This window comes from Cellulomonas sp. EB106-03-03-XG116 (genome assembly GCF_058792015.1).
In genome coordinates this window covers 1-26,634 of record NZ_JBYTEP010000054.1, presented here as the reverse complement: position 1 = coordinate 26,634, position 26,634 = coordinate 1, and the positions used below count along the sequence as shown (strand labels likewise).

The window sequence follows — 26,634 nt, the reverse complement described above, 5'->3', positions numbered from 1 at the left end:
ACGGCCTTCGTCGGCAGCGTCAGATGTGGAGAAGAGACAGGCCCCTGCGGGCGCGGGTCGGTGCGGACATGCGGATCCCCCTGCGTGCGGGCGCGCGGCGCCCGGTCGTGCGGTGCTGCGGGTGACCGGCGGCGCCGGCGGCGGGCCGGTGGCGCGGGGGCGACGTCGCTCCCGCGGACTGCCGCGACGGGCGCGGCGCGCGGTGGTGCGGGGTGGTGGTGCGCGGTGGTGCGGTCGGCGCCGGCCCGCGGGCACGGGCGCCTGCTGCCGCGGTCTCGTCACGCGGCGTCGCCCGGTCCCCCGGGCGGACGGCGGGCCGTGCCCGCACGTCCACCATCGACAACGCACGCCGCCCCGTGAGCCCTCCGCCCCACCGTGTGCCGCCGCTCACACCGGACGCCCCGCGCGGTGGCCCGCCCAGGGGGCAACCGACGCGTCGAGGGGGTAGCTCCCGGGTACTCGCTCGACGCGTCGGCTACCCCCTCGGCGCCGGGCGGCGGCCCGGAGTCGGGCGGCGGCCCGTCGTCCGCCCCGGGACCGCTCGCCGCGCGCGACCGCACCGGCGCGCCGATACTCGGCCCGGTGACCACCGACGCCAGCACCGACGCCAGCACCGACCGCTCCCCCGGCCTGCGCCGGGCCGTGACCGGTCCGCTGCTGTTCCTGTTCATCCTCGGCGACGTGCTGGGCGCGGGCGTGTACGCGCTGGTCGGCGAGCTCGGCGCCGAGGCGGGTGGCGCCATCTGGCTGCCGCTGCTGGTCGCGCTGGGCATGGCCCTGCTCACCGCGGCCTCGTACGCCGAGCTCGTCACCAAGTACCCGAAGGCGGGCGGCTCGGCGGTGTTCGCGCAGCGCGCGTTCGGCAGCCCGCTGGTGTCGTTCCTCGTCGGCTTCTGCATGCTCGCGGCGGGCGTCACCTCGGCGGCGGGCCTGGCGCTGGCGTTCGGCGGCGACTACCTCTCGGTGTTCCTCGACCTGCCGCCGGTGCTCACCGCGGTCGTGTTCCTGGCCCTCGTGGCGGCGCTGAACATGCGCGGCATCCAGGAGTCGCTGCGCGCGAACGTGGTCATGACGTCGATCGAGCTGTCCGGCCTGGTCCTCGTCGTGATCCTGGGCGCCGTCGTCCTCGGCCGCGGCGACGGCGACCCCGGTCGGGTGCTGGAGCTGCCCGCGGAGACCTCCTGGGCCGCCGCCGTCCTGGGCGGGGCGCTGATCGCGTTCTACTCGTTCGTCGGGTTCGAGACGTCCGCGAACCTGGCCGAGGAGGTCCGGGACGTCCGCCGCGTGTACCCGCGCGCGCTGTTCGGGGCCCTGCTCGCCGCGGGCGTGGTCTACCTGCTGGTCGGGCTCGTCGCGCCGGCCGTCGTCGCGCCGGAGGACCTCGCCGCCTCGAGCGGGCCGCTGCTCGAGGTGGTCCGCGCCGCCGGCGGCGTGCCGCTCGAGATCTTCTCCGCGGTGGCGCTGGTCGCGGTCGCGAACGGGGCGCTGCTGACGATGATCATGGCCAGCCGCCTCACCTACGGGATGGCGCAGGAGGGGCTGCTGCCGCCGGTGCTCGGGCGCGTGCTGCCGGGACGCCGCACCCCGTGGGTCGCCATCGTGGTGACCACCGTCGTGGCGATGGTGCTGGCCGCCACCGGCGAGCTCGTGGACCTCGCGTCCACGGTCGTCCTGCTCCTGCTGTTCGTCTTCCTCAGCACCAACGTGGCGGTGCTGGTCCTGCGCCGGGACCGGGTGGACCACCCGCACTTCCGGGCCTGGACGGCGCTGCCGGTGCTGGCGGTCGTCACCTGCGTCGTGCTGCTGACCCAGCAGGAGGCGCGGCACTGGGCGCTCGCCGGGGTGCTGCTCGCGGTCGGCCTGGTGCTGCACCTGGTGACGCGCCGCGCGAGCCGGAGGGCTCCGGTCGACGCCGACGCGGACTCCGACGCCGCCGCGCGCTGACCTGCGCGGACGCCGCGGTCCGCCCCGCCCGGGACGTTCGTCCCGGCGGGGCGGAATAGATCGGCGCACGCCCTCGTTGGGGCGCAAGTACATGCAAACGCATCGACTTGAGGAGCGCGAGATGCAGTTCGGAGTCTTCACGGTCAGCGACATCACGCCTGACCCCCACACGGGCCGCGCGCCCGACGACACCGAGCGCGTCCGGTCGATCCTCGCGATCGCCGAGCACGCGGAGGAGGTCGGCCTCGACGTCTTCGCGACCGGCGAGCACCACAACCCGCCGTTCGTCGCGTCGTCCCCGACCACGATGCTCGGCTACCTGGCCGGGCGCACCAAGAACATCGTGCTGTCGACCGCCACGACCCTGATCACCACGAACGACCCGGTCCGGCTGGCCGAGGAGTACGCGATGCTCCAGGTCATCTCCGACGGCCGGATGGACCTCATGATGGGCCGCGGCAACACCGGCCCCGTGTACCCGTGGTTCGGCCAGGACATCCGCCAGGGCATCCCGCTGGCGATCGAGAACTACGCCCTGCTCCGCCGCCTCTGGGAGGAGGAGGTCGTCGACTGGGAGGGCAAGTTCCGCACGCCGCTGCAGGGCTTCACCTCGACCCCGCGGCCGCTGGACGGCGTCCCGCCGTTCGTGTGGCACGGCTCGATCCGCAGCCCCGAGATCGCCGAGCAGGCCGCCTACTACGGCGACGGCTTCTTCCACAACAACATCTTCTGGCCGATGAGCCACACCAAGCAGATGGTGCAGTTCTACCGGCAGCGGTTCGAGCACTACGGCCACGGCCGCGCGGACCAGGCGATCGTCGGCCTCGGCGGCCAGGTGTTCATGCGGAAGAACTCGCAGGACGCCGTGGACGAGTTCCGGCCGTACTTCGACAACGCGCCGGTCTACGGCCACGGCCCCTCGCTGGAGGACTTCTCCGCGCAGACGCCGCTGACCGTCGGGTCGCCGCAGCAGGTCATCGACCGGTACGCCGCGATGCGGCACGAGGTCGGCCACTACCAGCGCCAGCTGTTCCTCATCGACCACGCGGGCCTGCCGCTCAAGACGGTCCTCGAGCAGCTCGACATCCTGGGCGGCGAGGTCGTCCCGGTGCTCCGCAAGGAGATGGAGTCCGACCGCCCCGCCGACGTCCCGTCCGGCCCGCCGACGCACGCCGAGCGCGTCGCGAAGGCCCGCGCCGCCGGCCAGGTGCACGAGCAGACCGTCGCCGCCGCCGACCACTGGACCGGGAAGACGGCCGAGGACGACGCCGCGGCCGCCGACGCCGTCACCGCCCGGCAGGGCGCCGCGTTCGGTCTCTGACCGGAGGAACAACCCCGTCGGGTGGACGGTTCTGACCGACACGCCGTCGGCGTGTCCGGCCGGATCGTCCACCCGGCGACCGAGCACCACCCCGCGCACCACCCAGCAGGACCCCGAAGGAGCACGCCATGACCCAGCGCTCGATCGTCGCGCTGTCGGCCGGCCTCGGCCAGCCGTCCTCGACCCGTCTGCTCGCCGACCGCCTCGCCGAGGCGACCGCGACCGAGCTCGCCGACCGCGGGCAGCGCCCGGAGGTCCGCGTCGTCGAGCTGCGCGACCACGCGCACGACATCGTGAACGCGATGCTGACCGGCGTGCCCAGCCCCGCGCTGGCCGAGGTGATCGAGGCCGTGACCGGCGCCGACGCGCTCATCGCGGTGACCCCGCTGTTCACGACGACGTACTCGGGCCTGTTCAAGTCGTTCGTCGACATCCTGGACAAGGACTCGCTCGTCGGCCTGCCGGTGCTGCTCGGCGCGACCGGCGGCACCTCCCGGCACTCGCTCGCGCTCGAGTACTCCATCCGCCCGCTGTTCACCTACCTGCGGGCCGACGTCGCGACGACCTCGGTGTTCGCCGCGACCGACGACTGGGCCTCCGGCGCCACCGCCGACGAGCCGAGCCCGCTGCCCGCGCGCATCCGCCGCGCCGGCGCCGAGCTCGCCACGACCGTCGCCGCCCGCGGGCCCCGCGGGCCGCAGGACCCGTTCGCCGGCGCCCCGTCCTTCGCGGACCTGCTCGGCGGCTGACCCGCGCGCCGGCGGGCGGCCGCGGGCGTCAGTCGCGCGCGACGAGCACCACGGTCGCGTCGTCGTCCGACGCCGGGTCCCGCAGCCGCGCGACGAGCGCGTCCAGGTCCCCCGGCACCGGGCGGCCGACCGCCTCGAGCGTCCGGTCCAGCGTGACCCGCAGCGACTCGCGGCGCCGCTCGATCACCCCGTCGGTGAGGAGCAGCAGCCCGTCGCCCGGCGCCAGCGTCGTCCGGCCGGCGGCGGGCTCCCCGATCAGCAGGCCGATGAGGGGCGAGCCGAGCACCGGCTCCCACGCCGCGGTGCCGTCCGCGCGGACGACGAGCGGCGGCAGGTGCCCGGCCCCGGCGTACTCGACCTCCCCCGTGGCCGGGTCGAGCAGGACGACGGCCATGGTCGCCATCTGCCCCGGCAGCGTCCACCGCGCGAGCGCGGCGACCCGGGACAGCACCACGGCCGGCGGCGCGGCGTCGAGCAGGTAGGCGCGGGTCGCGTTGCGCAGCTGGCCCATCGCCGCGGCGGTCGCGAGGCCGTGGCCCGTGACGTCGCCGATCGTGAGCGCGAGCCGGCCGTCGGCCAGCCGCAGCACGTCGTACCAGTCGCCGCCGACCTGGCCGGTGCCGGCGGGCTCGTACCGCGCGTCCAGCGACCAGCCCGCGACGAACGGGAGCGAGGTGGGCAGCAGCGTCCGCTGGATCGCCCGCGCGGCGTTGACCTCGGCCCGCCCGCGGCGGAACAGCGCCTCCACGAGGTAGGTCCGCAGGTCGGCCGCGTTCTGCACGTGCTGGTCGTCCCACGGCAGCGAGCGCCCGCGGACCTGCTCGCGCCACAGGTCGAACGACTGCCGCGGGCCGAGCCGCACGCCGTCGCCCTCCGGCACCGCGATCATCTTGTGGTTCGGGTCCCCGCCCCAGTCGACGGTCCGCACCACCTCGCCGCGGAGCCAGACGACGGTCCCGCCGTCGGGCAGGGCGAGGGCCACCGCGCCGGCGATCCCGGGCACGTCGGGCGCGCCGGGCTCGTCCGGCAGCCGGTCGGTGGCGAGCACCTCGTCCACCGAGGAGGCCCAGGCCGCGAGCCTGCGGCACGACGCCGGGTCCGGGACGTCGCCCCGGGTGAGCACGTCCGTGCCGACGCTGACCACCACGCCGGCGGCGGGGACCAGCGTGAGCAGGTCGTCGGTCCGCGTCAGCGCCTGGGCCAGCCGCACCTCCTCGTCGCGGCTCGCGCCGACGAGCCGGGCCAGCACGCCGGACGCCCGGCGGCTCTCCACCAGCGCGTCCTCCTCGACCTGCGCGACCAGGCGGGCGGACAGCGCGACGCCGAGGAACTCGGCCGCCGCGCGCACGCCGTAGGACGGCGCGTGCGGGCCGGAGTAGTGGTGGCACGCCACCATGCCCCAGAGCTTCCCGTCCCGGAGCAGCGAGATCGACATCGACGCCCGCACGCCCATGTTCCGCAGGTACTCGCAGTGGATCGGCGAGACGGAGCGCAGCGTGGCGTACGTCAGGTCCAGCGGCCGGCCCGACAGCGGGTCGACCGTCGGCACGACCGGCACCGGCGTGTAGTCGACGTCGGAGATCAGCCGGATCCAGCTCTTCTCGTACATCGCCCTCGCCTGCGCGGGGATGTCGGAGGCCGGGTAGTGCAGCCCCAGGAACGGGTCGAGGTCGCGGCGCTTCGCCTCGGCGACGACCTCGCCGTTGTACTCGGCGTCGAACCGGTAGATCATCACGCGGTCGAAGCCGGTCAGCCGGCGCACGTGCCGCGCGGCGATGTCGTACAGCTCGGTCAGCTCGCCGGCGCGGTTCAGGTCGGCGATCGCATCGCGGACGCTCTCGTAGGTCGTGCCGTAGGTCAGCGGCCGCGGGCCGTCGGCCGGCTCGAGCTCGACGACGAACACCGGGCCGGGGTCGGCCAGCGTCGCCGGCGGCGGGCGGTGCACGACGACGTCGAGCTGGACGGTCCCGTCCGCGGTCGCGATCTCGACCAGCCCCGGGTTGCGGGTCCGGTGGTCCGGAACCGCGGCGAGCTGCTCGAGCACCACCCGGGCGGCCGGCACCCCCAGGACGTCGCCGAGCGGCGCGCCCAGCACCGTGTCGACGGGCCGGCCGAGCACGGTCGCGACGTTCTCCGAGGTCTGCAGGACGACGGCGCCGTCGTCCTGGACGACGAGCAGGACCCCGCGCGGCTGCACCGACCCCGGGATGTGGATCGGCTCCCGCGCGCAGTTGTCGAGGTCGATCGGGTCGCCGGGCGCCACGAAGGTCTCGCTCAACGCCGTGTCCTTCCGGTCGGAGGACCCGACCGGGTGGGCCGAGCGGGCGCGCGGCGGCGCGGTCCCCGACGACCCTCGCAAACCGGGATGTGCTGTGGCAAGTGGGTCAACCGGCCCACACGGCGGTGAGCGCCAGCCCCGCCGCCGCGGCCGCGACCGTGAGGACCATCGTGCCCAGGAGGTTCGCGAGCGCCCGGGCGCGCTCGCCGGCCTGCGCCAGCCGGACGGTCTCGACCGCCGCGGCGGAGAAGGTCGTGTACCCGCCGCAGAACCCGGTCGCCAGCAGCAGCTGCCAGGTCGCCGGCAGGCCCAGGTACAGGTGCGCGCCCGCGACCAGGCCGATCAGCAGGGACCCGGTGACGTTGATCGCGATCGTGGCGACGGGCAGCACCGTGCGCCCCCGCGCCCGGACGGCGCCGTCCACCCAGAACCGGGTCGCGGCGCCGAGACCGCCCAGGACCGCGACGAGCAGGGCGTCGGTCACCGCGCACCCCCGACCGGCGGGGTCGCGCCCGTGCCCCGCCCGCGGCCGGCGACCGCCGCCACCGCCGCCACGCCGGCCGCCGCGCAGAGCACGCCGGCGACCAGCGACACCACCGCGTAGCCGAGCGCGGTCCCGACGGCCCCGGAGGCGAGCAGCCGCTCGGTCTCCAGCGCCAGCGAGCTGAACGTGGTGTAGCCGCCGAGGACGCCCGTGCCGAGCGCGAGCCGCACCCGCTGCACGCCCGGCGTCTCCGGCCCGCGACGGCCGAGGACCTCGAGCAGCACGCCGAGGAGGAACGCCCCCGTGAGGTTCGCCGCCAGGGTCCCGACCGGCCAGCCGTCCTGCGGGGGCAGCGCCCGGGACAGGCCGAACCGGCCGAGCGACCCGAGGGCGCCGCCCGTCGCGACGAGCAGCGCGAGCCCGGCGCGGTGGTGCGCGGGGCGGGGCGCGGTCGGGGGGACGCGGGACGTGCTCGTGGGGGCCTCCGGCTGAGCTCGGCGCGGCTCCTGGTGCGGGCCGCGGCTCATCCTGCCGCACGCGGCGCGCGGCTGGTGCGGTACGCCAGCGCCGCGAGCACCCGCGGGCTGACGTCCGGTCCCGCCGCGCCCAGCGCCCGGTAGACCGCGGCCAGGTGGTTCTCGACCGATCGCGGCGACAGCCCGAGCGCGTGCGCCACCGCCCGGTTCGACAGCCCCTCGGCCACGAGCGCCAGCACCCCGTCCTGCGCCGGGGTCAGCCCGGCGACCCCGGCGGGCGCACGGTCGGGGTCGCCCGACCCCAGCACCGCGTGCCCGTCGGCCGCCGCGACGACGGCGCGGGCGAGCGCACCCGGATCGGGGCACGCCCGGCGGGACACGTGGCTCCACGGCCGCGGCGCCCGGTCCCGCAGCGCCAGCACCACGCCGGACGCGTCGCCGCCCGACAGCAGCAGCACCGCCAGGTCGGGATCGCGCTCCTGGAGCCGCAGCCCGACCTCGACGCCGGTCCCGTCCGCGAGCGCGTCCTCGACGACGAGCACGTCGACGGTGCGCGGCTCGACCCGGTCGAGCGCCTCCGCCCGGCCGGCGAGCCGGTGCGCGACGACGAGCCGCGGGTCCTGCTCGAGGCCCAGCGCCAGCGCGGCGCGTGACAGCGCCTCGTCCACGACGAGAGCCACCCGCACGACGCGTCCGACCACGGGGGCACGGTACGCCCGGCGGCGCGCCGCGCAGGTCCCCCGGGCGGAGCGCCCCGCGGTGACTAGGGTGGTGCCACCGGGCGAACCAGGTGGCAGCCGGAGCCGCCGCGAGGACGCGGCGCTGCTCCCGGTCGTGACGAGGAGGGCACCGTGACCGACGCCGAGGAGCCGCGGAGGGGCCTGTTCGGCCGCCTGGCGGAACCGCTGGCCGAGAAGACCCGCGAGCGCATCGAGCAGGTCGAGGACCGGGTGCGGCGCTCGGTGCAGGCGGAGATCGACGCGGTGACCCGCTCGGTGCGGGCCCGCGCGGTCGAGGTCCGGCCGAGCGCGATCGCGTTCGCCGCGGCGCTGCTGCTCACCGTCTTCGGCCTGGCGCTGCTCGTCACCGCGGCGGTCGTCGGCCTCGCGCACGTCCTCGACCTCTGGCTCGCGGCCGTCGTCGTCGGCGTGGTGCTGATCGGGGCCGCAGCGGGCCTCGCCGCGTGGGCCCGGAGCCGGCTGCCCGAGAGCGTGCGGCCGACGCCCCCGCCGCCCGGCCCGGCGCGCGACGCCGACCTCGTCCACCCCTGGGCCGACTGACCCCCACCACCCAGCACGGGGCACGCCCGGCCCGTCCCACCTGCGCAGATCACGCGGACGGTCCAGACTGGGGCGGAACGCCTCCCGTCCACGAAGGAGCACCGGATGACGACGACATCGGGCAGCGGGTCCGGCCCGGACCAGCAGTCGATCGGCCAGCTCATCAGCCGGCTCAGCGAGCAGGCCGCCCGGCTGGTGCGCGCGGAGATCGACCTGGCCAAGGCCGAGCTCGCGCAGAAGGCCAAGGCCGCGGGGATCGGGATCGGGCTGCTGGCCGGCGCCGCGTTCTTCGGGTTCTTCACGTTCGCGGTGCTGATCACCACGGTGATCCTGGCGATCAGCGAGGGCCTGGCGCCCTGGCTCGCCGCGCTGATCGTCCTCGTGGTGCTCGCGATCATCACCGGCGTGCTCGCGCTCGTCGGGGTGAAGAGCCTGCAGAAGGGCACTCCGCCGACGCCCGAGAAGGCCGTCGCGGGGCTGAAGCAGGACGCCGCGACCGTGCAGAAGTCCGTCAAGGAGGGCCTGAGCCGATGAGCGACTCCCCCACCCCCAAGCCGACGATCACCGCCCTCGAGGCGGAGGTCCTGCTCACCCGGGCCGAGCTCGCCGGCACCGCCGACGCGCTCGCCGAGCGGCTGAGCCCGAAGCGGCAGGTCGCGGACGCCCGGTCCGCGGCGGAGAAGCTCTGGCGCGACGCGGTCGGCACCGACCCGGCCGCCGACCCGGCCAACCGGAACCGGGCGCGCGGCATCCTCGCCGGCGCCGTGGGCGCCCTGGCGCTCGTGGTCGTGCTCGCCGTCCGTCGCTGACACCTGCCCGCGCGGGGCGCACGGCCTCGCGCGGGCGGGGCGCGCGGCTTCGCGCGGGCGGCTCGGCCGGCCGGGGCCGTCCCCCGTGCCGGGCAGGCGTCAGGCGCGCGCCTCGTGCGCCAGCAGCACCCGCTTCGTGTCGAGCCCGTAGTAGTAGCCGCCGAGCGTCCCGCCGCTGCGGAGCACCCGGTGGCACGGCACGAACGGCGCGACCAGGTTGCGCGCGCACGCCGAGCCGGCCGCGCGCACCGCGGTGGGGCTGCCCGCCGCCGCCGCGAGCTCCGCGTAGGTGGCGGTGGACCCCGGCGCGATCGCGCGCATCGCCAACCACGCACGCTGCTGGAACGGCCCCCCGGGCTGCGCGACCGGCACCACGTCCAGCGCACCCCCCTCGCCGTCGAGGTAGCGCGCCGCGGCGTCGGCGACGAGCGCGGGACCGGGGCCCCACGCGGCGAGCCCGGCGGGGTCGAGCAGCTCGTGCCCGCGCGCCGCGAGGTCGAGGGGCAGGCGCGCGGCCATCGCGGCCACGGGGCCGAAGCCGGCGGCGCGCACGACGCCGTCCTCGGTGAGCAGCACGGCGAGGTCGCCGGCCGGCGACGGGAGCACGGCGGCGAGCAGCGGCGCGGCGGGGTCGAGCGGGGTGCCGGCGGGGCGGGACGGCACCGCGGCGGCGGTCGCGCGCGGCGGGACGGCGGTGGCGGTCTCGGTCATGGCACCATCCTGCGCCCGTCGGCGCGCCGGGGACCGGCGGTGATCGGACATGACGGCACGGCGCGCCCGGTCCGGGCGGCGGCCGTCAGGCCGCGACGCCCGGCACCGCGGGGCGACGGGTCCGGCGCGACGGCGTCAGACGTCGTCGCCGCGCTGACCCGGTACGCCGCCGAGCAGCTCGCGCACCTCGGTCTCGCGGTAGCGCCGGTGACCGCCCAGGGTGCGGATCGACGACAGCTTGCCGGACTTCGCCCAGCGGGTGACCGTCTTCGGGTCGACCCGGAACAGGGTCGCGACCTCCGACGGCGTCAGCAGGATCTCGTTCTCGGTGTGGGGGGCAGACACGTCAGACCTCCGGGGTGCCCTCGTGGCGACGACCGGTCGGATGACCCGTCGTCATGACAGACAGGAACATGGACATCGGTACCGCTGCCCGGACGGAGCCGGGCCGACTCGGCATCGGTGACGTCATTCGCGCTCGACCCCCCTTGCGCCCCCACCGTGACGACGGTGTCACGTGCGAACTTCCGACAACTAGTACCAACGTCCCATTCCGGGACAAGCGGTAACTATGGGGACACTCTAGGTCGAAGCCGACATGACTGCGCGACGACACCGTGCTCCGATCGGGCGGCGTCCGCGCCCGTCCGGCTCACCCGTCCGGGTGGATGGCGTCGTGACTGCGTCGCCCGGAGCCCGCCGACCGGGTCGTTCGTCCCAGTCGGCGCGCCGGGCGCCGCACTCGCGGCACCACCGCGCTCCCCATCGTCCCGAGCCCTGCGCGCGTTCGCCAGTGGCGAAGATCACATCCGGCCCGGGGTCCGCGGCCGGACCTCGGTCCCACGCACCCGACCACCGGTCGCCACCTCGTCGGAGCACGTCGGACCCCGTCGCGGCGCGCGCCGCACCGCGCGCGCGAGCCCGGGCGGGTCCGCCGGCGCGGCCACGGCGGCACGCGCCCGCGCCGGGGCGAGTGGTCGGAATGCCGCGGGACCATGTACCGTTGCGACACGAACAGACTATTCAGCATCCCGGGGCCGCACGTGTGAGCACGGAGCCGCCCCGCTTCCACGTTAGAGGGGGTCGATGCCATGGGGCGCGGCCGTCAGAAGGCTAAGCAGACGAAGGTGGCTCGGGAGCTGAAGTACTTCAGCCCCGACACCAACTACCGGGCGCTGGAGCAGGAGCTCACCGGCCACCGGAACGACCTCGTCACCGACAGCCGACAGGACTCCGACGACGAGGGTGACGACTACCCCCCTCGATGGGCGGACGAGCGCTGAATACCCGGGTCGGCAGCCACCCCGTGCGGCACCGGCCCCGCCGCTGACCAGCAGCGGCCACCAGCACGACGAGCCGGGTCCCCGCGCACCGTCATCGACGGTCGCACGGCGGACCCGGCTCGTGCGCTGCCCGGGCACGCGCCGGTCGGCACCGCTGGGCCCCACGCCGGTGGGCGCTGAGCGGCGTTCCGCGCCGATGGCGCACGCCGCACGAGGACCCGCGCACCCCGCGGGGTCACCCCGGTACGGCGCGCGCACGACGCTCCGGACCGGCGCCGTGCCGCCGCCCGGCGCTCAGGCCGTGCGGTACTCCCCGCTGAGCCGCACCGCGCCGCCCTGCACGCCCTTGGTGCCCGCCACCAGGTCCGGGCCGCCCTCGGCGTCCGCCGCGGTCAGGTCCCGCACCTCGCCGAGCCGCCAGGCGGTCAGCCCGAGCTCCGCCGCGTGCCGCTCGACCGCGTCCGCACCCGCGGCGTCGACGATGGCGACCATGCCGACGCCCAGGTTGAGCGTCCGCTCCAGGTCGGTCCAGGGCACCGCACCCGCGGCCTGCACGAGCGAGAACACCGGCGGCAGCGTCCAGGACCCGCGCGGCACGTCCGCGACCAGGCCGGCGGGCAGCACGCGCGCGACGTTGGCGGCGAGCCCGCCGCCGGTGACGTGGCTGAACGCGTGCACCGCGCCGCCCGCACGCTCGACCAGCGCGAGGCAGTCGGACGCGTAGACGCGGGTCGGCTCCAGCAGCTCCTCGCCCAGCGTGCGCCCGAGCTCCGGCACGTGCCGGTCGAGCGACCAGCCGGCGTGCGCGACGACGCGGCGCACCAGCGAGTAGCCGTTCGAGTGCAGGCCGCTCGACCCGAGGGCCACCAGCACGTCGCCGGCCCGGACCCGCTCCGGGCCGAGGAGGGCGTCCGCCTCGACCACGCCGGTCGCGGCGCCGGCCACGTCGTACTCGTCGGGGCCCAGCAGCCCGGGGTGCTCGGCGGTCTCGCCGCCGACCAGCGCGGTGCCGGCGACGGAGCAGGCCGCCGCGATCCCCCGGACCACGTCGGCGATGCGCTCCGGGACGACCCGGCCGCACGCGATGTAGTCGGTCATGAACAGCGGCCTCGCGCCCACCACGACGATGTCGTCGACGACCATCCCGACCAGGTCGAACCCGATGGTGTCGTGCACGTCCAGGGCCTGCGCGATCGCGACCTTGGTGCCGACGCCGTCGGTCGAGGTCGCGAGCAGCGGCCGCCGGTACCCGACCAGCGCCGAGGCGTCGAACAGCCCGGCGAACCCGCCGACCCCGCCCAGCACCTGCGGGCCGTGCGTCGCGCGCACGGCGTCCTTCATCAGCTCGACGGCCTTGTCGCCCGCCTCGGTGTCGACGCCGGCGGCGGCGTAGGTGATGCCCTCGGTCACGGGTGCTCCAGCGCGTTCGAGCCACCCGTGCCGGGCACGAGGGTGGCGAGTCCGTCCTCCGGGGCGCCGAGCGGCAGCTCGTTCTGCTCCAGCAGGTGCTTGCCGAGCCGGTCCTGGGACGGCAGCTCGATGGGGTACTTCCCGGTGAAGCACGCGGTGCAGAGCTGCGCCGCGGGCTGCTCGGTGGCGGCGATCATGCCGTCCATGGAGATGTAGCCGAGGGAGTCGGCGCCCAGCGAGGACCCGATCTCCTCGACGGCGAGGCCGTTGGCGATCAGCTCGGCCCGGGACGCGAAGTCGATGCCGTAGAAGCACGGCCACTTCACCGGCGGGCTGCTGATCCGCACGTGCACCTCGGCCGCGCCGGCCTCGCGGAGCATCCGGATCAGCGCGCGCTGGGTGTTGCCACGCACGATCGAGTCGTCGACGACGACCAGCCGCTTGCCGCGGATGACCTCGCGCAGCGGGTTGAGCTTGAGCCGGATGCCGAGCTGGCGCAGCGTCTGCGACGGCTGGATGAACGTGCGCCCGACGTAGGCGTTCTTGGTGAGGCCCTGCCCGAACGGGATGCCGGACGCCTGCGCGTAGCCGACCGCGGCGGGCGTGCCCGACTCGGGCACCGGGATGACCAGGTCGGCCTCGACCGGGTGCTCCTTCGCCAGGCGGCGGCCCATCTCGACGCGCGCGGCGTGCACGGAGCGGCCGGCGATCGTCGTGTCCGGGCGGGCCAGGTACACGTACTCGAACACGCAGCCCGCGCGCTGCTGCGGCTCGGTGAACCGCTGGGTCCGCAGGCCGTCGGCGTCGATCGCGACGAGCTCGCCCGGCTCGATCTCGCGGACGAACGACGCGCCCACGATGTCGAGCGCCGGCGTCTCGGACGCGACGACCCAGCCGCGCTCCAGCCGGCCCAGCACCAGCGGGCGCACGCCCTGCGGGTCGCGGGCGGCGTACAGGGTGTGCTCGTCCATCCAGACGAGGCTGAACGCGCCGCGGAGCCGCGGAAGCACCTCCATCGCGGTGGCCTCGAGCGTGTGGTCCTGGTCGCCCGCGAACAGCGCCGTCACCAGCGCGGTGTCGGTGGTGTTGCCGCGCGCGAGCTCGCCGCGCCGCTGGGCGCCGTACCGCTCCGCGACCAGGTCGACCAGCTCGGCCGTGTTCGTCAGGTTGCCGTTGTGCGCCAGGGCGACCGTGCCGCCGGCCGTCGCGCCGAGCGTCGGCTGCGCGTTCTCCCACGTGCTGCCGCCGGTCGTCGAGTACCGGGCGTGCCCGACGGCGATGTGGCCGTGCAGGGCGTTCAGCGCCGTCTCGTCGAAGACCTGGGAGACGAGGCCCATGTCCTTGTAGACGAGCAGCTGCTCGCCGTTCGACGTCGCGATGCCCGCGGACTCCTGCCCGCGGTGCTGCAGGGCGTAGAGCCCGAAGTAGGTGAGCTTGGCGACCTCCTCGCCGGGAGCCCAGACCCCGAACACGCCGCACGCGTCCTGGGGTCCCTTCTCGTTCGGCAGGAGGTCGTGGTTCAGCTTGCCGTCTCCGCGGGGGGCCACGACTCCATGGTGACACATGCCACGCGCGGACCCGTCCCGCGTCCGGGACGTCGGTCCCGGGCCGGCGGGGGCGGCGGTCAGCGCCGGCGGCTGCGCCGGTCCGCGACGAGCGCCGCGAGCGCACCCGCGAACGCGCCGACCACCGCGCCGAGGAACGCGGACACCGCCCGCGCGCCGCCCTGGCCGCCCAGGAAGCCGATGAACGCCTGCGGGTCGGACTCGGCGAGCCCGCTCCCCGACGCGGCCACCTGCGCGAGCACGAACCCGAGGAGCGCCCCGAGGAGGACGCCGGCCGTGATGAACGCGCCGATCTTGGGCGCGCGGCGGACGCGCGCGGGCTCGGCGACCCGGGCCAGCGTGGCCTCGTCGGGCACCGGCGCGACCGCGGGCTCCGTGGGCGCCGCGGGGTCGGGGGCCGACTCGGCGCCCGGTGCCGGCCGGTCGGCCGCGGTGGCCCCCGGAGCGGTCGCCGGCTCGGCGGCGGGCCCGGTCGGGGCGGGCGCGTCGGAGCCCCGCTCGTCGTCGGGTCGCCCGGGTTCGGTCGTGTCGGCCACCCGCAGATCCTAGGTGCTCCCGGGCGACGGCCTAGGCTCGTGGCGATGCCCACCGCCGCCGACCCCGCGCCGCGGTACCCGTCCACCATCGCCGCGGCCGTCGAGCACGAGCTGGTGATCAAGAAGTCCCGGTTCCTCGCCCTGGTCCACCCGGTCTCCTCGGTGGCGGAGGCGGACGCCGTCGTCGCGGCGGTGCGCAAGCGGTACTGGGACGCCCGGCACCACTGCGTCGCGCTGTCGGTCGGGCCGCTCGCCGAGCAGCAGCGGTCGACCGACGACGGCGAGCCGTCCGGCACCGCGGGCGTCCCGATGCTCGAGGTGCTGCGCCGCCGGGAGCTCACCGACCTGGTCGCCGTCGTGTCCCGGTACTTCGGCGGCGTGCTGCTCGGCGCGGGCGGCCTGGTGCGGGCGTACTCGACGGCCACCTCCGAGGCCCTGGACCGCGCCCGGCTCGTCCGCCGCAGCGCCGCGGTGCGGGTCACGGTCGACGCGCCGCACGCCGACGCCGGCCGGCTGCACGGCGTGCTGCGCGACTGGGCGGACGCGCACGACGGCTCCCTGGACGACGTCGCCTACGGCGCCGAGGCGCGCTTCACCCTCCTGATCCCGCCGCCCGCCCTGGACGCCTTCGACGCGGCCCTCGCCGCGGCCACGGCAGGCACCCTCCGCGCCGCACGCGGCCCCACGGTCGTCCTCTCCCGCTAGCCCTCCCTCGGCGAGGTCGAGGCCTTGCGGGCTCAGCGCCGCCGCAACCGCTCGACCTCGTGGGGAAACCCTCGACCTCGGCGGGGCTACGGGCGGGTGCGGGTCGCCTGGAGCGGGAGCCAGTCCGCCAGGTCGGCGCGCTCGCCCGAGGCGTGCACCCGGCCCGCGGCCAGCGCCTCGTGCCACGACTCCGCACCCGTCGCCAGGGCGAGCCAGGTCTGCGGGTCCGTCTCCACGACGTTCGGCGGGGTGCCGCGGGTGTGCCGCGGGCCCTCGACGGCCTGGACGGCGCCGTCCGGCGGGACCCGGACCTCGACGGTGTGCCCCGGCGCGACGTCGGCGAGCTCCTCCAGCGTGAACCGGACGGCGGTGCGGCGGGCGGCCAGGTCGGTCGGGTCCGCGCGCCAGGCGGCGACGGCGGCCCGGCCGACCGCGGGGTCGGTGCGGCGACGGGGAGGCATGCCGCCCATCATCCCCGGTCGCGACGACGCGCACCCGTCGCGGCCGCGGCCCCGGGCGCCGGGCCTGCGGCAGGATCGGCGCCCATGAGCCGCGCCCCCGCCGAGCCCACGGCGCCCGACGTGCCCTCGACCGAGCCCCGTCCGGGCGCCTCGCGCGCCGCCCTGTGGGGTGCGCTCGGGGCCGCGGCGGCCGGGCTGGCGGCGGTGGGCGCAATCATCGTGCTGGCGGTGCGGGCGGGCTGACGCCGCCGGGCGCGCTGGTGGCGCCGGCGAGGTCGTCCCATCGTGGTGAGGTCGTCACTCGTTCCTGACGACCTCACCGGGTTGTGACGACCTCACCGGGTGACCTCACCGGCTCAGCGCGTCGGGCGGGCCCTTCTGGAGGCGGTGGTACGCCACCGTCGCCCGGCGCACGCGGTTGCGCTCCGCCGCGGCGAGCGCCGCGTCCGCACGCCGCTCCTGGTACGCCGCCTCGCGCGCCAGCCGCCGCCAGGAGTCGAGCCGCCGCGCGGGCAGCGTGCCGTCCTCGACGGCGGCGAGCACGGCGCAGCCCGGCTCGGTGCGGTGCGCGCAGTCGGCGAACCGGCAGCCGGCCGCGAGGTCGACCACGTCCGCGAACGTCGCGTCCAGCGCTGCGGCGTCCGCGACCAGCCCGACGCCGCGCAGCCCCGGCGTGTCGATGAGACAGGCGCCCCCGGCGAGCGGCACGAGCTCCCGGTGCACGGTGGTGTGCCGCCCGCGCCCGTCGGCCCGGCGGTCGCCGGTCGCCATCACGTCCGTGCCGGCCAGTGCGTTCACCAGCGTCGACTTCCCTGCGCCCGACGGCCCCACGACCACGAGCGTCCGCCCGGGCCCCAGCAGGGCGCGCACCGGCTCCAGCCCCGTCCCGGCCGCGACGCTGACCGCGTGCACGTCGGCGCCGATCGCGAGCGCCCGCACCTCGTCGGCCATCCCGTCGGGGTCCGGTACCAGGTCGGCCTTGGTCAGCACCACGACCGGCGTCGCCCCCGACCGCCAGGCCAGGGTGAGCAGCCGCTCGACGCGGCCCGGGCTGGGGTCGGGGTCCAGGTGCTCGACGACGAGCACGACGTCGACGTTCGCCGCGAGCACCTGCGCGCGGGACGTGCGGTCGGCGCCGTCGCGGACGACCTCGGTGCGGCGGGGCCCGAGCGCGACGAGGGCGGGCGCACCGTCCGGGCCGGTGCCGAGCACCGCGTCGTCGCCGACGGCGGGCGGCACGGGCTCGCCGGCGACGCCGTCGTCGTCGAGCAGCGGCACGAGCGCGTCCCCGGGCAGCGGCACCCGCACCGGCCCGTCGACGCCGTCGGGCAGCACGAGCACCGCGCCGCGGTCGACGCGCACCACACGCCCGTCGAGGGCGGGCCGGGCTGGTTCCATGCGACCGACGCTAGGGAACCGGTGCCGCCCGTGCGACAGGTTTTCCCCCGCCGTCGCGCGGACCTGGCGTCCGGCGCGCACCGGCTGACCGCCGTCTACGGCGGGACCGCCAAGGTCAACGGCGCGGGCTCCAAGCTCGTCGTCGTGCCGGTCCCCGCCGCGAGCTGAGGCACGACGGACGGGCCGGTCCGACCGCGCACCGCGGTCGGACCGGCCCGTCCTGCGTCGCGGTCAGCCGAAGTGGCGCGGGAGCGTCGCCTCGTGCGCCGCGCGGGCCTCGGCCAGCGGGAGCGTGAACAGGCCCGTGACCTCGACGGCCGGGGCGTGCACGTGCTGCTCCGGCGCCTCCTGCGTGGGGGCGCCCGCGCCGGGGCTGCACGTCTCGGCCGTGACGCCGATCGCCAGCGCCGGCACGCCCTGCGCCGTGCACAGGTCCTCGAACCGCACGGCCTCGGACCGCGGCACCGCGACGACCGCCCGGGCCGTCGACTCCGAGAACAGCGCCTCGAACGGGGTCACGCCGTCGCGCGCGCACAGCGCGGCGAGGTCGACCTGGACGCCCACGCCGTACCGCAGCGAGGACTCGACGAGCGCCTGCGCGAGCCCGCCCTCGGAGAGGTCGTGCGCGGCGTCGACCAGGTCGTCCCGGGACGCGCGGACCAGCACGGTCGCGAGCCTCCGCTCGGCCTCCAGGTCGACCCGCGGCGGGGTGCCGCCCAGCTGGTCGTGCGCGACGTCGGCCCACGCGGAACCGTCGAGCTCCCCGCGGGTCGTGCCGAGCAGGTAGACCGACTGCCCGGCGGTGGTCCAGCCGGACGGGGTGGCCTCCGCGACGTCGTCGATCACGCCGAGCACGCCGACGACCGGCGTCGGGTGGATCGCGGAGTCGATCTTGCCGGGCTCGCCGGTGCCGTTGTACAGCGAGACGTTGCCGCCGGTGACCGGGACGCCGAGCACCGCGCAGGCGTCGGCGAGGCCCTCGATCGCCTGCACGAGCTGCCACATCGACGCCGGGTCCTCGGGGCTGCCGAAGTTGAGGCAGTCGGTGACGGCCAGCGGCTTCGCGCCCGAGGCGGCGACGTTCCGGTACGCCTCGGCGAGCGCGAGCTGCGCGCCGGCGTACGGGTCGAGCTTCGCGTAGCGGCCGTTCGCGTCCGTGGCCAGCGCCACGCCCAGGCCGGTCGACTCGTCGACGCGGACCACGCCGGCGTCGTCGGGCTGCGCGAGCGCGGTGTTGCCCTGCACGAACCGGTCGTACTGGTCGGTGACCCAGGACTTCGACGCGAGGTTGGGCGACGCGAGCAGGTCGAGCACGGTGGCCCGCAGCTCCTCGGGGGTGGCCGGCCGGGCGTACCGCTGCGCGCCCTCGGGGGTGCTCACCGAGTCGGCGACCAGGCCGTCCTGCCACTCCGGGCGGGAGTACGGGCGGTCGTAGACCGGACCCTCGTGCGCGACGGTCTTCGGGTCGACGTCGACGATCCGCTGCCCGTGGTGGTCGATCGTCAGGCGGCCGGTGCCGGTGACCTCGCCGATGACGGCGGTCTCGACGTCCCACTTGCCGGTGATGGCGAGGAACTCGTCGAGCTTCTCCGGCGTGACGACCGCCATCATCCGCTCCTGCGACTCCGACATGAGGATCTCGCCGGCGGTCAGGGTGGGGTCGCGCAGCAGCACGTTCTCGAGGTCGACGTGCATGCCGCCGTCGCCGTTGGACGCGAGCTCGGAGGTGGCGCAGGAGATGCCGGCCGCGCCGAGGTCCTGGATGCCCTCGACCACGCGGGCCGCGTAGAGCTCCAGGCAGCACTCGATGAGCACCTTCTCCATGAACGGGTCGCCCACCTGGACCGACGGGCGCTTCGACGGCTTGGTGTCGTCGAACGTCTCCGAGGCCAGGATCGAGGCGCCCCCGATGCCGTCGCCGCCGGTGCGCGCGCCGAACAGCACGACCTTGTTGCCGACGCCCGAGGCGTTGGCCAGGTGGATGTCCTCGTGCCGCAGCACGCCGAGGCACAGCGCGTTGACCAGCGGGTTGCCCTGGTAGGAGGCGTCGAACACGAGCTCGCCGCCGATGTTCGGCAGGCCGAGCGAGTTGCCGTAGCCGCCGACGCCCGACACGACGCCGTGCACGACGCGGGCGGTGTCCGGGTGGTCGACCGCGCCGAACCGCAGCTGGTCCATCACGGCGACCGGCCGCGCGCCCATCGAGATGATGTCGCGGACGATGCCGCCGACGCCGGTCGCGGCGCCCTGGTACGGCTCGACGTACGACGGGTGGTTGTGCGACTCGACCTTGAACGTGACCGCCCAGCCGTCGCCGATGTCGACGACGCCGGCGTTCTCGCCGATGCCGACCAGCAGGTGCTCGGTCATCTCCGGCGTGACGCGCTCGCCGAACTTGCGCAGGTGGGTCTTGCTCGACTTGTACGAGCAGTGCTCCGACCACATGACGGAGTACATGGCGAGCTCGGCGGCCGTGGGGCGGCGGCCGAGGATGTCGCGGATCCGCTGGTACTCGTCCGGCTTGAGGCCGAGCTCCGCGAACGGCTGCTCCTGGTCGGGGGTGGCCGCGGCGGCGTCGACGGTGTCGGACACGTGGCCCGAGGTCGGCTCGGCGGGGCGCTGCGAGGCGGGCGTCGTGCTGGTCATCGAATCCCTCGGGCTGGGGGCCCGCTGGCGCGGCGGTCGGGAGACCGGGCCGGCGGCGGCGGGCGGGCATCGGCAGACGTGACCCAGGTTACCCGCGCGCCGGGGGCCGCCCGCACCGGCGTCCGCCGCGGCCGCCGCGCCCGGCCGCGCCGGCCGCGCCCGGCACAATGGCCCCGTGACGCGACGAGCCCCCCGGCGCCTGGCGGCCGCCGCCCTGCTCGCGCCGCTGCTGCTCGGCGCCTGCACGGCCGGCGCCGACCGCGACCCGGGCCCCGGGCCCGCGACCGCCACGCCCGCGGCGGACCCCACGACCGGCCCCGCCGCGGCCCCCGCGGACCCGCCGGCCGCCGCCGTCCGCGCCGACGGCGCCCCCGTGGCCTCCGGCGACGTGACGCTGTCCGTGCTGGCGCCGGCCGGCGCCCCGACGGCGGCCCCCGCCGACGACGACGCGGTGCTGCTCGCGGTGGCCGTACCGGCCGTCGACGACCCCGCGGCCACGCGCGTGACCGTCGCGACGCTCGCGCCACCGGCGGGCGGCACGATCGACGTCCTCGACGACCTGTCCGCCCTGGTCCGCGGCACCGACGGGGCGGTGCTGGCCGGCCTCACCGCGCCGCTGCTCGACGACCCCGCCGGCCGCACCGTCCGGGTCCGCACCGCCGAGGACGGCACCGTGACCTGGCTCGCGGAGGGCGCCGCCGGGTCGGGCGCCGCGGGCGGGACCGTCACCGCGACGTTCGCCGCGACCGCGCTGCTCGGCGCCGCCTGGCGGGACCTGGCCGACGAGGGCGGCCGCTCGCTCGCCGTGGAGCCCGCCGCGTGGGCGCGCCGTGGCAGCCTGGCCGCCGAGGAGGCCGTGTGGTCCGCGCTGGTCGCCGCCGAGCCCGAGGCGGACGCGCAGAACGTGCGGGACCAGCTCACCTGCCACCTGATCGGCGCCCCCGACAAGGCCACCTGGAACCTGGAGCCGTGGCGGCCCGACGTCGGCCTGCTGGAGACGATCGCCGCGCTCTGCAACCCGTCCTGAGGACCGCTGCGCCCGCATGCCGGACCGCCCGTCCCGGTCCCTGGTCGGTTGTTGCTACAGTCATCCCCATCATGCGCCAGACGACCCTCCCCGCACGCATCCGCGCCTGTCGACCCGCGTCGACGGCCGCGTGCTGTTGTCGTCGCTGAGCACCCCGCGTCTCTGACGCCCGCGCGTCGCTGACGCGCCCGGCGGGCCGCCGCACCTCCCGGTGCCGCCCCGCCCCCGGAGCACCGCTCCTCCCCTCGTGCACGCCGCACCGCCCCGTCCCGGGAATTCCCGACCCACCGGTCTGGTTCCGGTCCCCCGGGGAGTCGTGGCGCCGACGCACGCACCCGGTCGCGGGCAACCCGCCCGAGCCCGGACGCACGCCCATCCCCCACGCGCGGCACACCGCCGCGCGGCCCTCCCGGAAGGACACCCCCGTGAGCACCCGTCGCTCCCGCTGCGCCCCGCTCGGCGCCGCCCTGGCCGTCGCCGCCGCCCTGGCGCTGGCCGCCTGCGGCTCCGGCTCGGGCTCCGGCGACGACTCGTCCGCCGCCTCGGGCACGCCCGACGCCTCGGCCGAGATCGTCATCGGCTCCACCAACGAGCCCACGGGGCTCGTCCGCAACGTCGGCGGCTCGTCCGGCGTCTCGCAGACCATGACCCGCAACGTCTTCGAGGGCCTCACCTCGGTGGACGTCGACGGCACGGTCATCCCGACGCTGGCGGAGTCCTGGGACGTGTCCTCCGACGGCCTGACGTACACGTTCCACCTGCAGCCGGACGTGACCTTCCACGACGGCACCCCGCTGACCGCGGACGACGTGGTGTGGAGCATCTCCGAGGCGATCGGCCCGGAGTCGAAGTCCGCCCGCAAGAGCGACCTGCTCGTCATCCAGCAGGCCACCGCGGTCGACGACGCCACCGTCGAGCTCGACCTGTCCCGCCCGTCGCAGGGCCTGACCTTCTACCTCGCCTCCGTCACGATCGTGAAGGACGGCGACAAGGAGCTCACCAGCGACAACGGCACCGGCCCCTACCGGTTCGTCGAGTGGGTGCAGGGCGACCACCTCACCATCGAGAAGTACGACGGCTACTGGGGCGAGCCCGCGCAGAACGCCGGCGTCACGTTCCGGTTCTTCCAGGACACCACCGCGCTGAACAACGCGCTGCTCACCGGCGACCTGGACCTCGTCATCGCCGAGGACTCCCCGGACCAGCTCGTGCAGTTCGAGGACAACCCGGACTTCACGATCACCGAGGGCACCTCGACCACCAAGCAGCTCTGGGCGTTCAACGACCGCGAGGCGCCGTTCAGCGACGTCCGCGTCCGCCAGGCGCTCTACAAGGCGATCGACCGCGACGCGATCCTGTCGGCGGTCTGGGACGGCTACGGCCAGGTCATCGGCTCGATGGTCCCGCCGACGGACCCGTGGTTCGTCGACCAGGCCGACGTGCACGGCTACGACCCGGAGGCCGCGCAGGCGCTCCTCGACGAGGCCGGCGTGACCGACCTGGAGATCTCCGTGGACTACATCCCGGACGACACCACCGAGGCGATCCTCGCGCTGCTGACCAAGAACCTCGCGGCCGTGGGCGTCACCCTGACGCCGAACCCGATCGACGACGCCACCTGGTACCAGAAGGTCTACACGGACCACGACTTCCAGACGACCCTCATGGGTCACGTGAACCCGCGCGACGTGCTCTGGTACGCGAACCCCGACTTCTACTGGGGCTACGACAACCCGCAGGTGCAGGAGTGGGTCGCCCAGGCCGACCAGGCGAGCACGGAGGCCGAGCAGGTCGACCTGCTCCAGCAGGTCAACGAGACCATCGGCGAGGAGGCGGCGTCCGCCTGGCTGTACCTGGACCCGCAGATCCGCGTCGCCCGCTCCGACGTCACCGGCTTCCCCGTCGACCAGGTGACCGAGTCGTTCTACGTCGCCGACATCGTCCGGGAGTCCTGACACCGTGCGCGCTGCACTGCTGCGGATCGGCGCCCTGCTGATCTCCCTCGTCCTGGCCAGCGTGGTCGTGTTCGTCGTGCTCCGGCTGCTGCCGGGCGACGCCGCGGGCGTCACCCTGGGCGTGGGCACCACCACGGACCAGCTCGACCAGCTCCGCTCGGAGCTCGGGACGGACCAGCCGGTGGTGACGCAGTACGTGCAGTGGCTCGGCCAGATCGTCCGCGGCGACCTGGGCACGTCCTTCGTGTCCCGGCTCCCCGTGGCCGACCTGATCACCCAGAAGCTGCCCATCACGGTGCCGCTCAGCCTGTCCGCGTTCGTCCTGGCCGTGCTCGTGTCGGTGCCCCTCGGTGTGATCGCCGCGGTGCACCGGCGCGGGCCGGTCGGGGTCGCGGTGTCGGCGGTGTCCCAGCTCGGCGTCGCGGTGCCGGTGTTCTGGGTGGGCGTGCTCCTCGTGCTCGTCCTCGCCCTGCAGGCCCGCTGGCTGCCGGCCGGCGGGTTCCCGCGCACCGGCTGGGACGACCCCGCCGCGGCGGTGCGGTCGCTGGTGCTGCCGGTGGTGACCGTCGCGATCGCCATGTCGGCGGTCATGGTCCGGTACGTGCGGTCCGCGACCCTCGACGTGCTCGACCAGGACTACCTGCGCACCGCGCGGTCCCTCGGCTACGGCCGGTGGCACGCGCTGGCGCGGCACGGGCTGCGCAACGCGGCCGTGCCCGTCGTGTCGATCCTCGGCATCGAGCTGGCGACCTCGCTGCTCGGCGCCGTGGTGATCGAGAACGTGTTCGCCCTGCCCGGGCTGGGCACGCTGCTGCTCGACTCGGTGACCTCCCGCGACCTGCCGGTGGTCCAGGCGCTCGTGCTGGGGCTCACCGCGATCGTGCTGATCATGAACGCGCTGGTCGACCTCGGGCAGCGCGCCATCGACCCGCGGCTGCGGACGGCGGAGGTGACGGCGTGACCGGCGAGCTGACCACCACGACCCCGGTCGCGCGGGGCGTCGAGCCGCCCGCGGCGTCGCCGGAGACCCCGGGGGCGGCCCGCGGTGCGCGCGGCGCCCGGCGCCTGCCGCCCTCGCTCGTCGTCGGCGCCGCGCTCGTCGGGTTCGTCGCCCTCGTGGGCCTGGTCTCGCTGTTCTGGACGCCCTACGCGCTCGACGACACCGGCACCGGCGAGCGCCTCGCCGGCCCGAGCGCCGCGCACTGGGGCGGCACCGACCGCCTCGGTCGCGACCTGCTGTCCCAGCTGATGACCGGCGCGGGCAACGCCCTGGTCGTCGCGGTCGCCTCGATGCTGGTCGCCGGGGTGCTCGGCGTCGCGGTCGGCGTGCTCGCCGGCGCCACCCGGCGCTGGGTCGACGTCACGCTGCTCTCGGCGGTCGACCTGCTGATCGCGTTCCCGACGCTGCTGCTGGCCATGCTCATCGTCACGGTGCGCGGTGCCTCGCTGTCGTCGGCGATCTGGGCCATCGGCATCTCCGGGTCGGCCGTCATCGCCCGGGTCACCCGGGTCAACGTCGCCCGGGTGCTGCGCGAGGACTACGTCACCGCCGCGCACGCCGCGGGCACCGGCTGGTGGGGCACCGTGCTGCGGCACGTCGTGCCGAACGTCTGGCCGACCCTGCTGGTGCAGCTGATGCTGCTCGGCGGGGGAGCCGTGCTCGCCGAGGCGTCGCTGTCCTACCTCGGCCTGGGCGCCCCGCCGCCGAACGCGTCCTGGGGCCGGCTGCTCCAGGAGGCGCAGTCGACCATGCTCGTCCAGCCGTGGGGCGCGATCCTGCCCGGCGTCGCGATCGTGGTCGCCGTCCTCGGGCTGAACCTGCTCGGCGACGGCGTCCGCGAGCGCACCGACCCCAACCTGCGAGGTGACCGATGACCGCGCTGCTGTCCGTTGAGGACCTGACCGTCACCACCTCGACCGGGCGCCGGATCCTCGACGGCGTCTCCTGGTCGCTGGACGCCGGCGGCCGGCTCGGCGTCGTCGGCGAGTCCGGCTCCGGCAAGTCGATGACCGCCCTGGCCGTGCTCGGCCTGCTGCCCGAGGGGATGCGCGCGACCGGCCGCGTCCTGCTCGACGGCGAGGACCTGCTCACGCTGCCGCCGCGGCGGCTGGCGAAGGTCCGCGGCGGGCAGGTCGCGATGGTGTTCCAGGAGCCGCTGACCGCCCTCGACCCCCTGATGACCGTCGGCCGGCAGATCACCGGCCCGCTGCGGCTGCACCGCGGGCTGCGGGGCGCGGCGGCGCGCGAGGAGGCGGCCCGGCTGGCCCGGCTCGTGCACCTCGACGACACCGAGCGCATCCTCGGGTCCTACCCCTGGCAGCTGTCCGGCGGGCAGCGGCAGCGGGTCGCCCTGGCGATGGCGCTCGCCTGCGAGCCGCGCGTGCTGCTGGCCGACGAGCCGACGACCGCGCTCGACGTGACCGTGCAGGCCGAGGTGCTCGACCTGCTCGACGACCTCGTGGACCGGACGGGCGTCGCGCTCGTCTTCGTCACGCACGACCTGCCCGTCGTCGCCCGCGTCGCGCGGGACCTGGTCGTCATGCGCGACGGTCGGGTGGTCGAGCACACGTCGGTCGGCGCGGCGCTGGCCGGCGGCGAGGCCGCGTACACCCGGGAGCTCGTCGGGGCGGCGCGGGCGGTGACGGGGCTACCGGGAGGGTCGGCCGCGGGGCCGGCGACGACCGAGGAGGCGGCCCGATGACCGCGACTGTCCCGACCCCCGCCGGCGCTCCGGCCGCCGCCACCGCGCCCGTGCTCGAGGCCGTCGACGTGGTCCGCACGTTCGGCGCCACCCGCGCGCTCGACGGCGTCTCGGTGCGCGTCGAGGCCGGCCGCAGCGTCGGCATCGTCGGCGAGTCCGGCTCCGGGAAGTCGACCCTGCTGCGCCAGCTGCTCGCGCTCGACTCCCCCACCGCCGGCGAGGTCCGGTACCGCGGCGAGCCGCTGGCGCGCCGCGACCGCCACCTGCTCCGCCGGCTGCGCGCCGACGTCCAGCCGGTGTTCCAGGACCCGCGGTCCTCGCTCGACCCCCGGATGCGGGTCGGCGCCGTCGTCGCGGAGCCGCTCCGCTCGCTCACGGTCCCGGGCGACCACCGGGAGCGGGTCGCTGAGGTGCTGGCCGCGGTCGGCCTCGACCCCGACGTCGCGTCCCGGTACCCGGCGCAGTTCTCCGGCGGGCAGCGGCAGCGCATCGCGATCGCGCGGGCCCTGGCGCCCCGGCCGTCGGTGCTGGTCGCCGACGAGCCGGTCTCCGCGCTCGACGTCTCCGTGCGCGGCCAGGTCGTCGACCTGCTGCAGCGGCTCGCCGCGGAGCAGGGGCTGACTTTGGTGCTCGTGTCGCACGACATCGCGATCGTCGGGCGGCTGTGCGAGCGGACCGTGGTGCTGCACCACGGGCGGGTCGTCGAGGAGGGTCCGACGGCGTCGCTGCTGGCGTCGCCGCAGGAGGCGTACACCCGCCGGCTCCTGGCGGCGGTCCCGCAGCTGCCGGCGGTCTGAGGCCCGGCACGACCCCTCGAGTGGAGGGGGGGGGGGGGGGGGGGGGGGGGGGGGGGGGGGGGGGGGGGGGGGGGGGGGGGGGGGGGGGGGGGGGGGG

General features: G+C 76.1%; 28 protein-coding genes. 16 read left to right on the top strand and 12 right to left on the bottom strand.

Features of this window, described 5'->3' with window-relative positions; genetic code table 11:
• The first annotated feature begins 582 nt into the window (after positions 1-582).
• The 3 genes from AC3WUG_RS16480 (at position 583) to AC3WUG_RS16470 (ending at position 4,014) form a co-directional block, all read left to right on the top strand.
• Positions 583-1,944 (top strand): APC family permease, encoded by a 1,362-nt coding sequence (locus tag AC3WUG_RS16480; RefSeq protein WP_492328659.1) that lies wholly within the window; start codon positions 583-585, stop codon positions 1,942-1,944.
• Positions 1,945-2,065: 121 nt separating this feature from the next.
• Positions 2,066-3,265: an LLM class flavin-dependent oxidoreductase gene (locus tag AC3WUG_RS16475; protein WP_492328658.1), complete on the top strand. Its 1,200-nt coding sequence runs from the start codon at positions 2,066-2,068 to the stop codon at positions 3,263-3,265.
• Between the two features lie 128 nt (positions 3,266-3,393).
• Positions 3,394-4,014, top strand: a complete 621-nt coding sequence (locus tag AC3WUG_RS16470) for an FMN reductase (RefSeq protein WP_492328657.1) — start codon at positions 3,394-3,396, stop codon at positions 4,012-4,014.
• Positions 4,015-4,042: 28 nt separating this feature from the next.
• Here AC3WUG_RS16470 and AC3WUG_RS16465 read toward each other — a convergent pair whose 3' ends face one another.
• From AC3WUG_RS16465 to AC3WUG_RS16450, 4 genes are all read right to left on the bottom strand, one after another.
• The gene (locus tag AC3WUG_RS16465; RefSeq protein ID WP_492328656.1) at positions 4,043-6,292 is read right to left on the bottom strand and encodes a SpoIIE family protein phosphatase; all 2,250 of its coding nucleotides are present in this window, start codon (positions 6,290-6,292) and stop codon (positions 4,043-4,045) included.
• Between the two features lie 106 nt (positions 6,293-6,398).
• Positions 6,399-6,776, bottom strand: a complete 378-nt coding sequence (gene crcB / locus AC3WUG_RS16460; RefSeq protein WP_492328655.1) for a fluoride efflux transporter CrcB — start codon at positions 6,774-6,776, stop codon at positions 6,399-6,401.
• A complete protein-coding gene (locus AC3WUG_RS16455; RefSeq protein ID WP_492328654.1) occupies positions 6,773-7,303 on the bottom strand; it encodes a fluoride efflux transporter FluC in 531 nt (176 codons plus the stop codon). The genes crcB and AC3WUG_RS16455 overlap by 4 nt, the downstream gene beginning before the upstream one ends.
• Positions 7,300-7,953 (bottom strand): LuxR C-terminal-related transcriptional regulator, encoded by a 654-nt coding sequence (locus AC3WUG_RS16450; RefSeq protein WP_492328653.1) that lies wholly within the window; start codon positions 7,951-7,953, stop codon positions 7,300-7,302. The genes AC3WUG_RS16455 and AC3WUG_RS16450 overlap by 4 nt, the downstream gene beginning before the upstream one ends.
• 150 nt (positions 7,954-8,103) lie before the next feature.
• Between AC3WUG_RS16450 and AC3WUG_RS16445 the strand changes: the two genes are divergently transcribed.
• The 3 genes from AC3WUG_RS16445 to AC3WUG_RS16435 all read left to right on the top strand — a co-directional run bounded on the left by AC3WUG_RS16445 (position 8,104) and on the right by AC3WUG_RS16435 (position 9,341).
• A complete protein-coding gene (locus AC3WUG_RS16445) occupies positions 8,104-8,532 on the top strand; it encodes a phage holin family protein (RefSeq protein ID WP_492328652.1) in 429 nt (142 codons plus the stop codon).
• Positions 8,533-8,637: 105 nt separating this feature from the next.
• Positions 8,638-9,066 carry a phage holin family protein gene (locus tag AC3WUG_RS16440; RefSeq protein WP_492328651.1) on the top strand — a complete coding sequence of 143 codons (429 nt, stop codon included), beginning with the start codon at positions 8,638-8,640 and terminating at the stop codon, positions 9,064-9,066.
• Complete coding sequence (locus AC3WUG_RS16435; protein WP_492328650.1) at positions 9,063-9,341, top strand: DUF3618 domain-containing protein; 279 nt, start codon at positions 9,063-9,065, stop codon at positions 9,339-9,341. The genes AC3WUG_RS16440 and AC3WUG_RS16435 overlap by 4 nt, the downstream gene beginning before the upstream one ends.
• Before the next feature lie 99 nt (positions 9,342-9,440).
• Here AC3WUG_RS16435 and AC3WUG_RS16430 read toward each other — a convergent pair whose 3' ends face one another.
• On the bottom strand, positions 9,441-10,052 hold the full coding sequence (locus tag AC3WUG_RS16430) for a methylated-DNA--[protein]-cysteine S-methyltransferase (protein WP_492328649.1): 612 nt from the start codon (positions 10,050-10,052) through the stop codon (positions 9,441-9,443).
• Between the two features lie 135 nt (positions 10,053-10,187).
• Positions 10,188-10,397: a BldC family transcriptional regulator gene (locus AC3WUG_RS16425; protein WP_147794564.1), complete on the bottom strand. Its 210-nt coding sequence runs from the start codon at positions 10,395-10,397 to the stop codon at positions 10,188-10,190.
• A gap of 746 nt (positions 10,398-11,143) precedes the next feature.
• Between AC3WUG_RS16425 and AC3WUG_RS16420 the strand changes: the two genes are divergently transcribed.
• Positions 11,144-11,335 (top strand): DUF3073 domain-containing protein, encoded by a 192-nt coding sequence (locus tag AC3WUG_RS16420; RefSeq protein ID WP_147794565.1) that lies wholly within the window; start codon positions 11,144-11,146, stop codon positions 11,333-11,335.
• 294 nt (positions 11,336-11,629) lie between these two features.
• Here the strand turns inward: AC3WUG_RS16420 and purM are convergent, their stop codons facing one another.
• The 3 genes from purM to AC3WUG_RS16405 form a co-directional block, all read right to left on the bottom strand.
• On the bottom strand, positions 11,630-12,745 hold the full coding sequence (purM, locus tag AC3WUG_RS16415) for a phosphoribosylformylglycinamidine cyclo-ligase (protein ID WP_492328648.1): 1,116 nt from the start codon (positions 12,743-12,745) through the stop codon (positions 11,630-11,632).
• The gene (gene purF / locus AC3WUG_RS16410; RefSeq protein ID WP_324846734.1) at positions 12,742-14,292 is read right to left on the bottom strand and encodes an amidophosphoribosyltransferase; all 1,551 of its coding nucleotides are present in this window, start codon (positions 14,290-14,292) and stop codon (positions 12,742-12,744) included. Before purF ends, purM begins: the two co-directional genes overlap by 4 nt.
• A gap of 77 nt (positions 14,293-14,369) precedes the next feature.
• Positions 14,370-14,846, bottom strand: coding sequence for a histidine kinase (locus tag AC3WUG_RS16405; RefSeq protein ID WP_492328647.1), 477 nt, complete (start codon positions 14,844-14,846; stop codon positions 14,370-14,372).
• A gap of 45 nt (positions 14,847-14,891) precedes the next feature.
• On the opposite strand from AC3WUG_RS16405, the gene AC3WUG_RS16400 reads away from it, so the two are divergent.
• Positions 14,892-15,551, top strand: coding sequence for an IMPACT family protein (locus AC3WUG_RS16400; RefSeq protein ID WP_492328646.1), 660 nt, complete (start codon positions 14,892-14,894; stop codon positions 15,549-15,551).
• A gap of 86 nt (positions 15,552-15,637) precedes the next feature.
• Here AC3WUG_RS16400 and AC3WUG_RS16395 read toward each other — a convergent pair whose 3' ends face one another.
• Positions 15,638-16,012, bottom strand: coding sequence for a sterol carrier family protein (locus AC3WUG_RS16395; protein WP_492328645.1), 375 nt, complete (start codon positions 16,010-16,012; stop codon positions 15,638-15,640).
• Between the two features lie 84 nt (positions 16,013-16,096).
• Between AC3WUG_RS16395 and AC3WUG_RS16390 the strand changes: the two genes are divergently transcribed.
• Positions 16,097-16,255: a hypothetical protein gene (locus AC3WUG_RS16390; RefSeq protein WP_492328644.1), complete on the top strand. Its 159-nt coding sequence runs from the start codon at positions 16,097-16,099 to the stop codon at positions 16,253-16,255.
• Positions 16,256-16,360: 105 nt separating this feature from the next.
• On the opposite strand, the gene rsgA is transcribed toward AC3WUG_RS16390, so the two are convergent.
• The gene (gene rsgA, locus AC3WUG_RS16385) at positions 16,361-17,410 is read right to left on the bottom strand and encodes a ribosome small subunit-dependent GTPase A (protein WP_492328643.1); all 1,050 of its coding nucleotides are present in this window, start codon (positions 17,408-17,410) and stop codon (positions 16,361-16,363) included.
• Between the two features lie 30 nt (positions 17,411-17,440).
• Here rsgA and AC3WUG_RS16380 point away from each other — a divergent pair, with 30 nt between their 5' ends.
• Positions 17,441-17,578: a hypothetical protein gene (locus tag AC3WUG_RS16380; protein WP_492328642.1), complete on the top strand. Its 138-nt coding sequence runs from the start codon at positions 17,441-17,443 to the stop codon at positions 17,576-17,578.
• Between the two features lie 63 nt (positions 17,579-17,641).
• Here the strand turns inward: AC3WUG_RS16380 and purL are convergent, their stop codons facing one another.
• Positions 17,642-20,056 (bottom strand): phosphoribosylformylglycinamidine synthase subunit PurL, encoded by a 2,415-nt coding sequence (purL, locus tag AC3WUG_RS16375; RefSeq protein WP_492328641.1) that lies wholly within the window; start codon positions 20,054-20,056, stop codon positions 17,642-17,644.
• Between the two features lie 175 nt (positions 20,057-20,231).
• Between purL and AC3WUG_RS16370 the strand changes: the two genes are divergently transcribed.
• The 6 genes from AC3WUG_RS16370 to AC3WUG_RS16345 all read left to right on the top strand — a co-directional run bounded on the left by AC3WUG_RS16370 (position 20,232) and on the right by AC3WUG_RS16345 (position 26,537).
• Positions 20,232-21,083: a DUF2599 domain-containing protein gene (locus AC3WUG_RS16370; protein WP_492328640.1), complete on the top strand. Its 852-nt coding sequence runs from the start codon at positions 20,232-20,234 to the stop codon at positions 21,081-21,083.
• A gap of 425 nt (positions 21,084-21,508) precedes the next feature.
• Positions 21,509-23,038: an ABC transporter substrate-binding protein gene (locus tag AC3WUG_RS16365; protein ID WP_492328639.1), complete on the top strand. Its 1,530-nt coding sequence runs from the start codon at positions 21,509-21,511 to the stop codon at positions 23,036-23,038.
• 4 nt (positions 23,039-23,042) lie between these two features.
• Positions 23,043-23,999 carry an ABC transporter permease gene (locus tag AC3WUG_RS16360; protein WP_492328638.1) on the top strand — a complete coding sequence of 319 codons (957 nt, stop codon included), beginning with the start codon at positions 23,043-23,045 and terminating at the stop codon, positions 23,997-23,999.
• On the top strand, positions 23,996-24,913 hold the full coding sequence (locus tag AC3WUG_RS16355; protein WP_492328637.1) for an ABC transporter permease: 918 nt from the start codon (positions 23,996-23,998) through the stop codon (positions 24,911-24,913). The genes AC3WUG_RS16360 and AC3WUG_RS16355 overlap by 4 nt, the downstream gene beginning before the upstream one ends.
• Positions 24,910-25,740 (top strand): ATP-binding cassette domain-containing protein, encoded by an 831-nt coding sequence (locus tag AC3WUG_RS16350; protein WP_492328636.1) that lies wholly within the window; start codon positions 24,910-24,912, stop codon positions 25,738-25,740. Before AC3WUG_RS16355 ends, AC3WUG_RS16350 begins: the two co-directional genes overlap by 4 nt.
• The gene (locus AC3WUG_RS16345; protein WP_492328635.1) at positions 25,737-26,537 is read left to right on the top strand and encodes an ABC transporter ATP-binding protein; all 801 of its coding nucleotides are present in this window, start codon (positions 25,737-25,739) and stop codon (positions 26,535-26,537) included. The genes AC3WUG_RS16350 and AC3WUG_RS16345 overlap by 4 nt, the downstream gene beginning before the upstream one ends.
• Positions 26,538-26,634 lie beyond the last annotated feature (97 nt).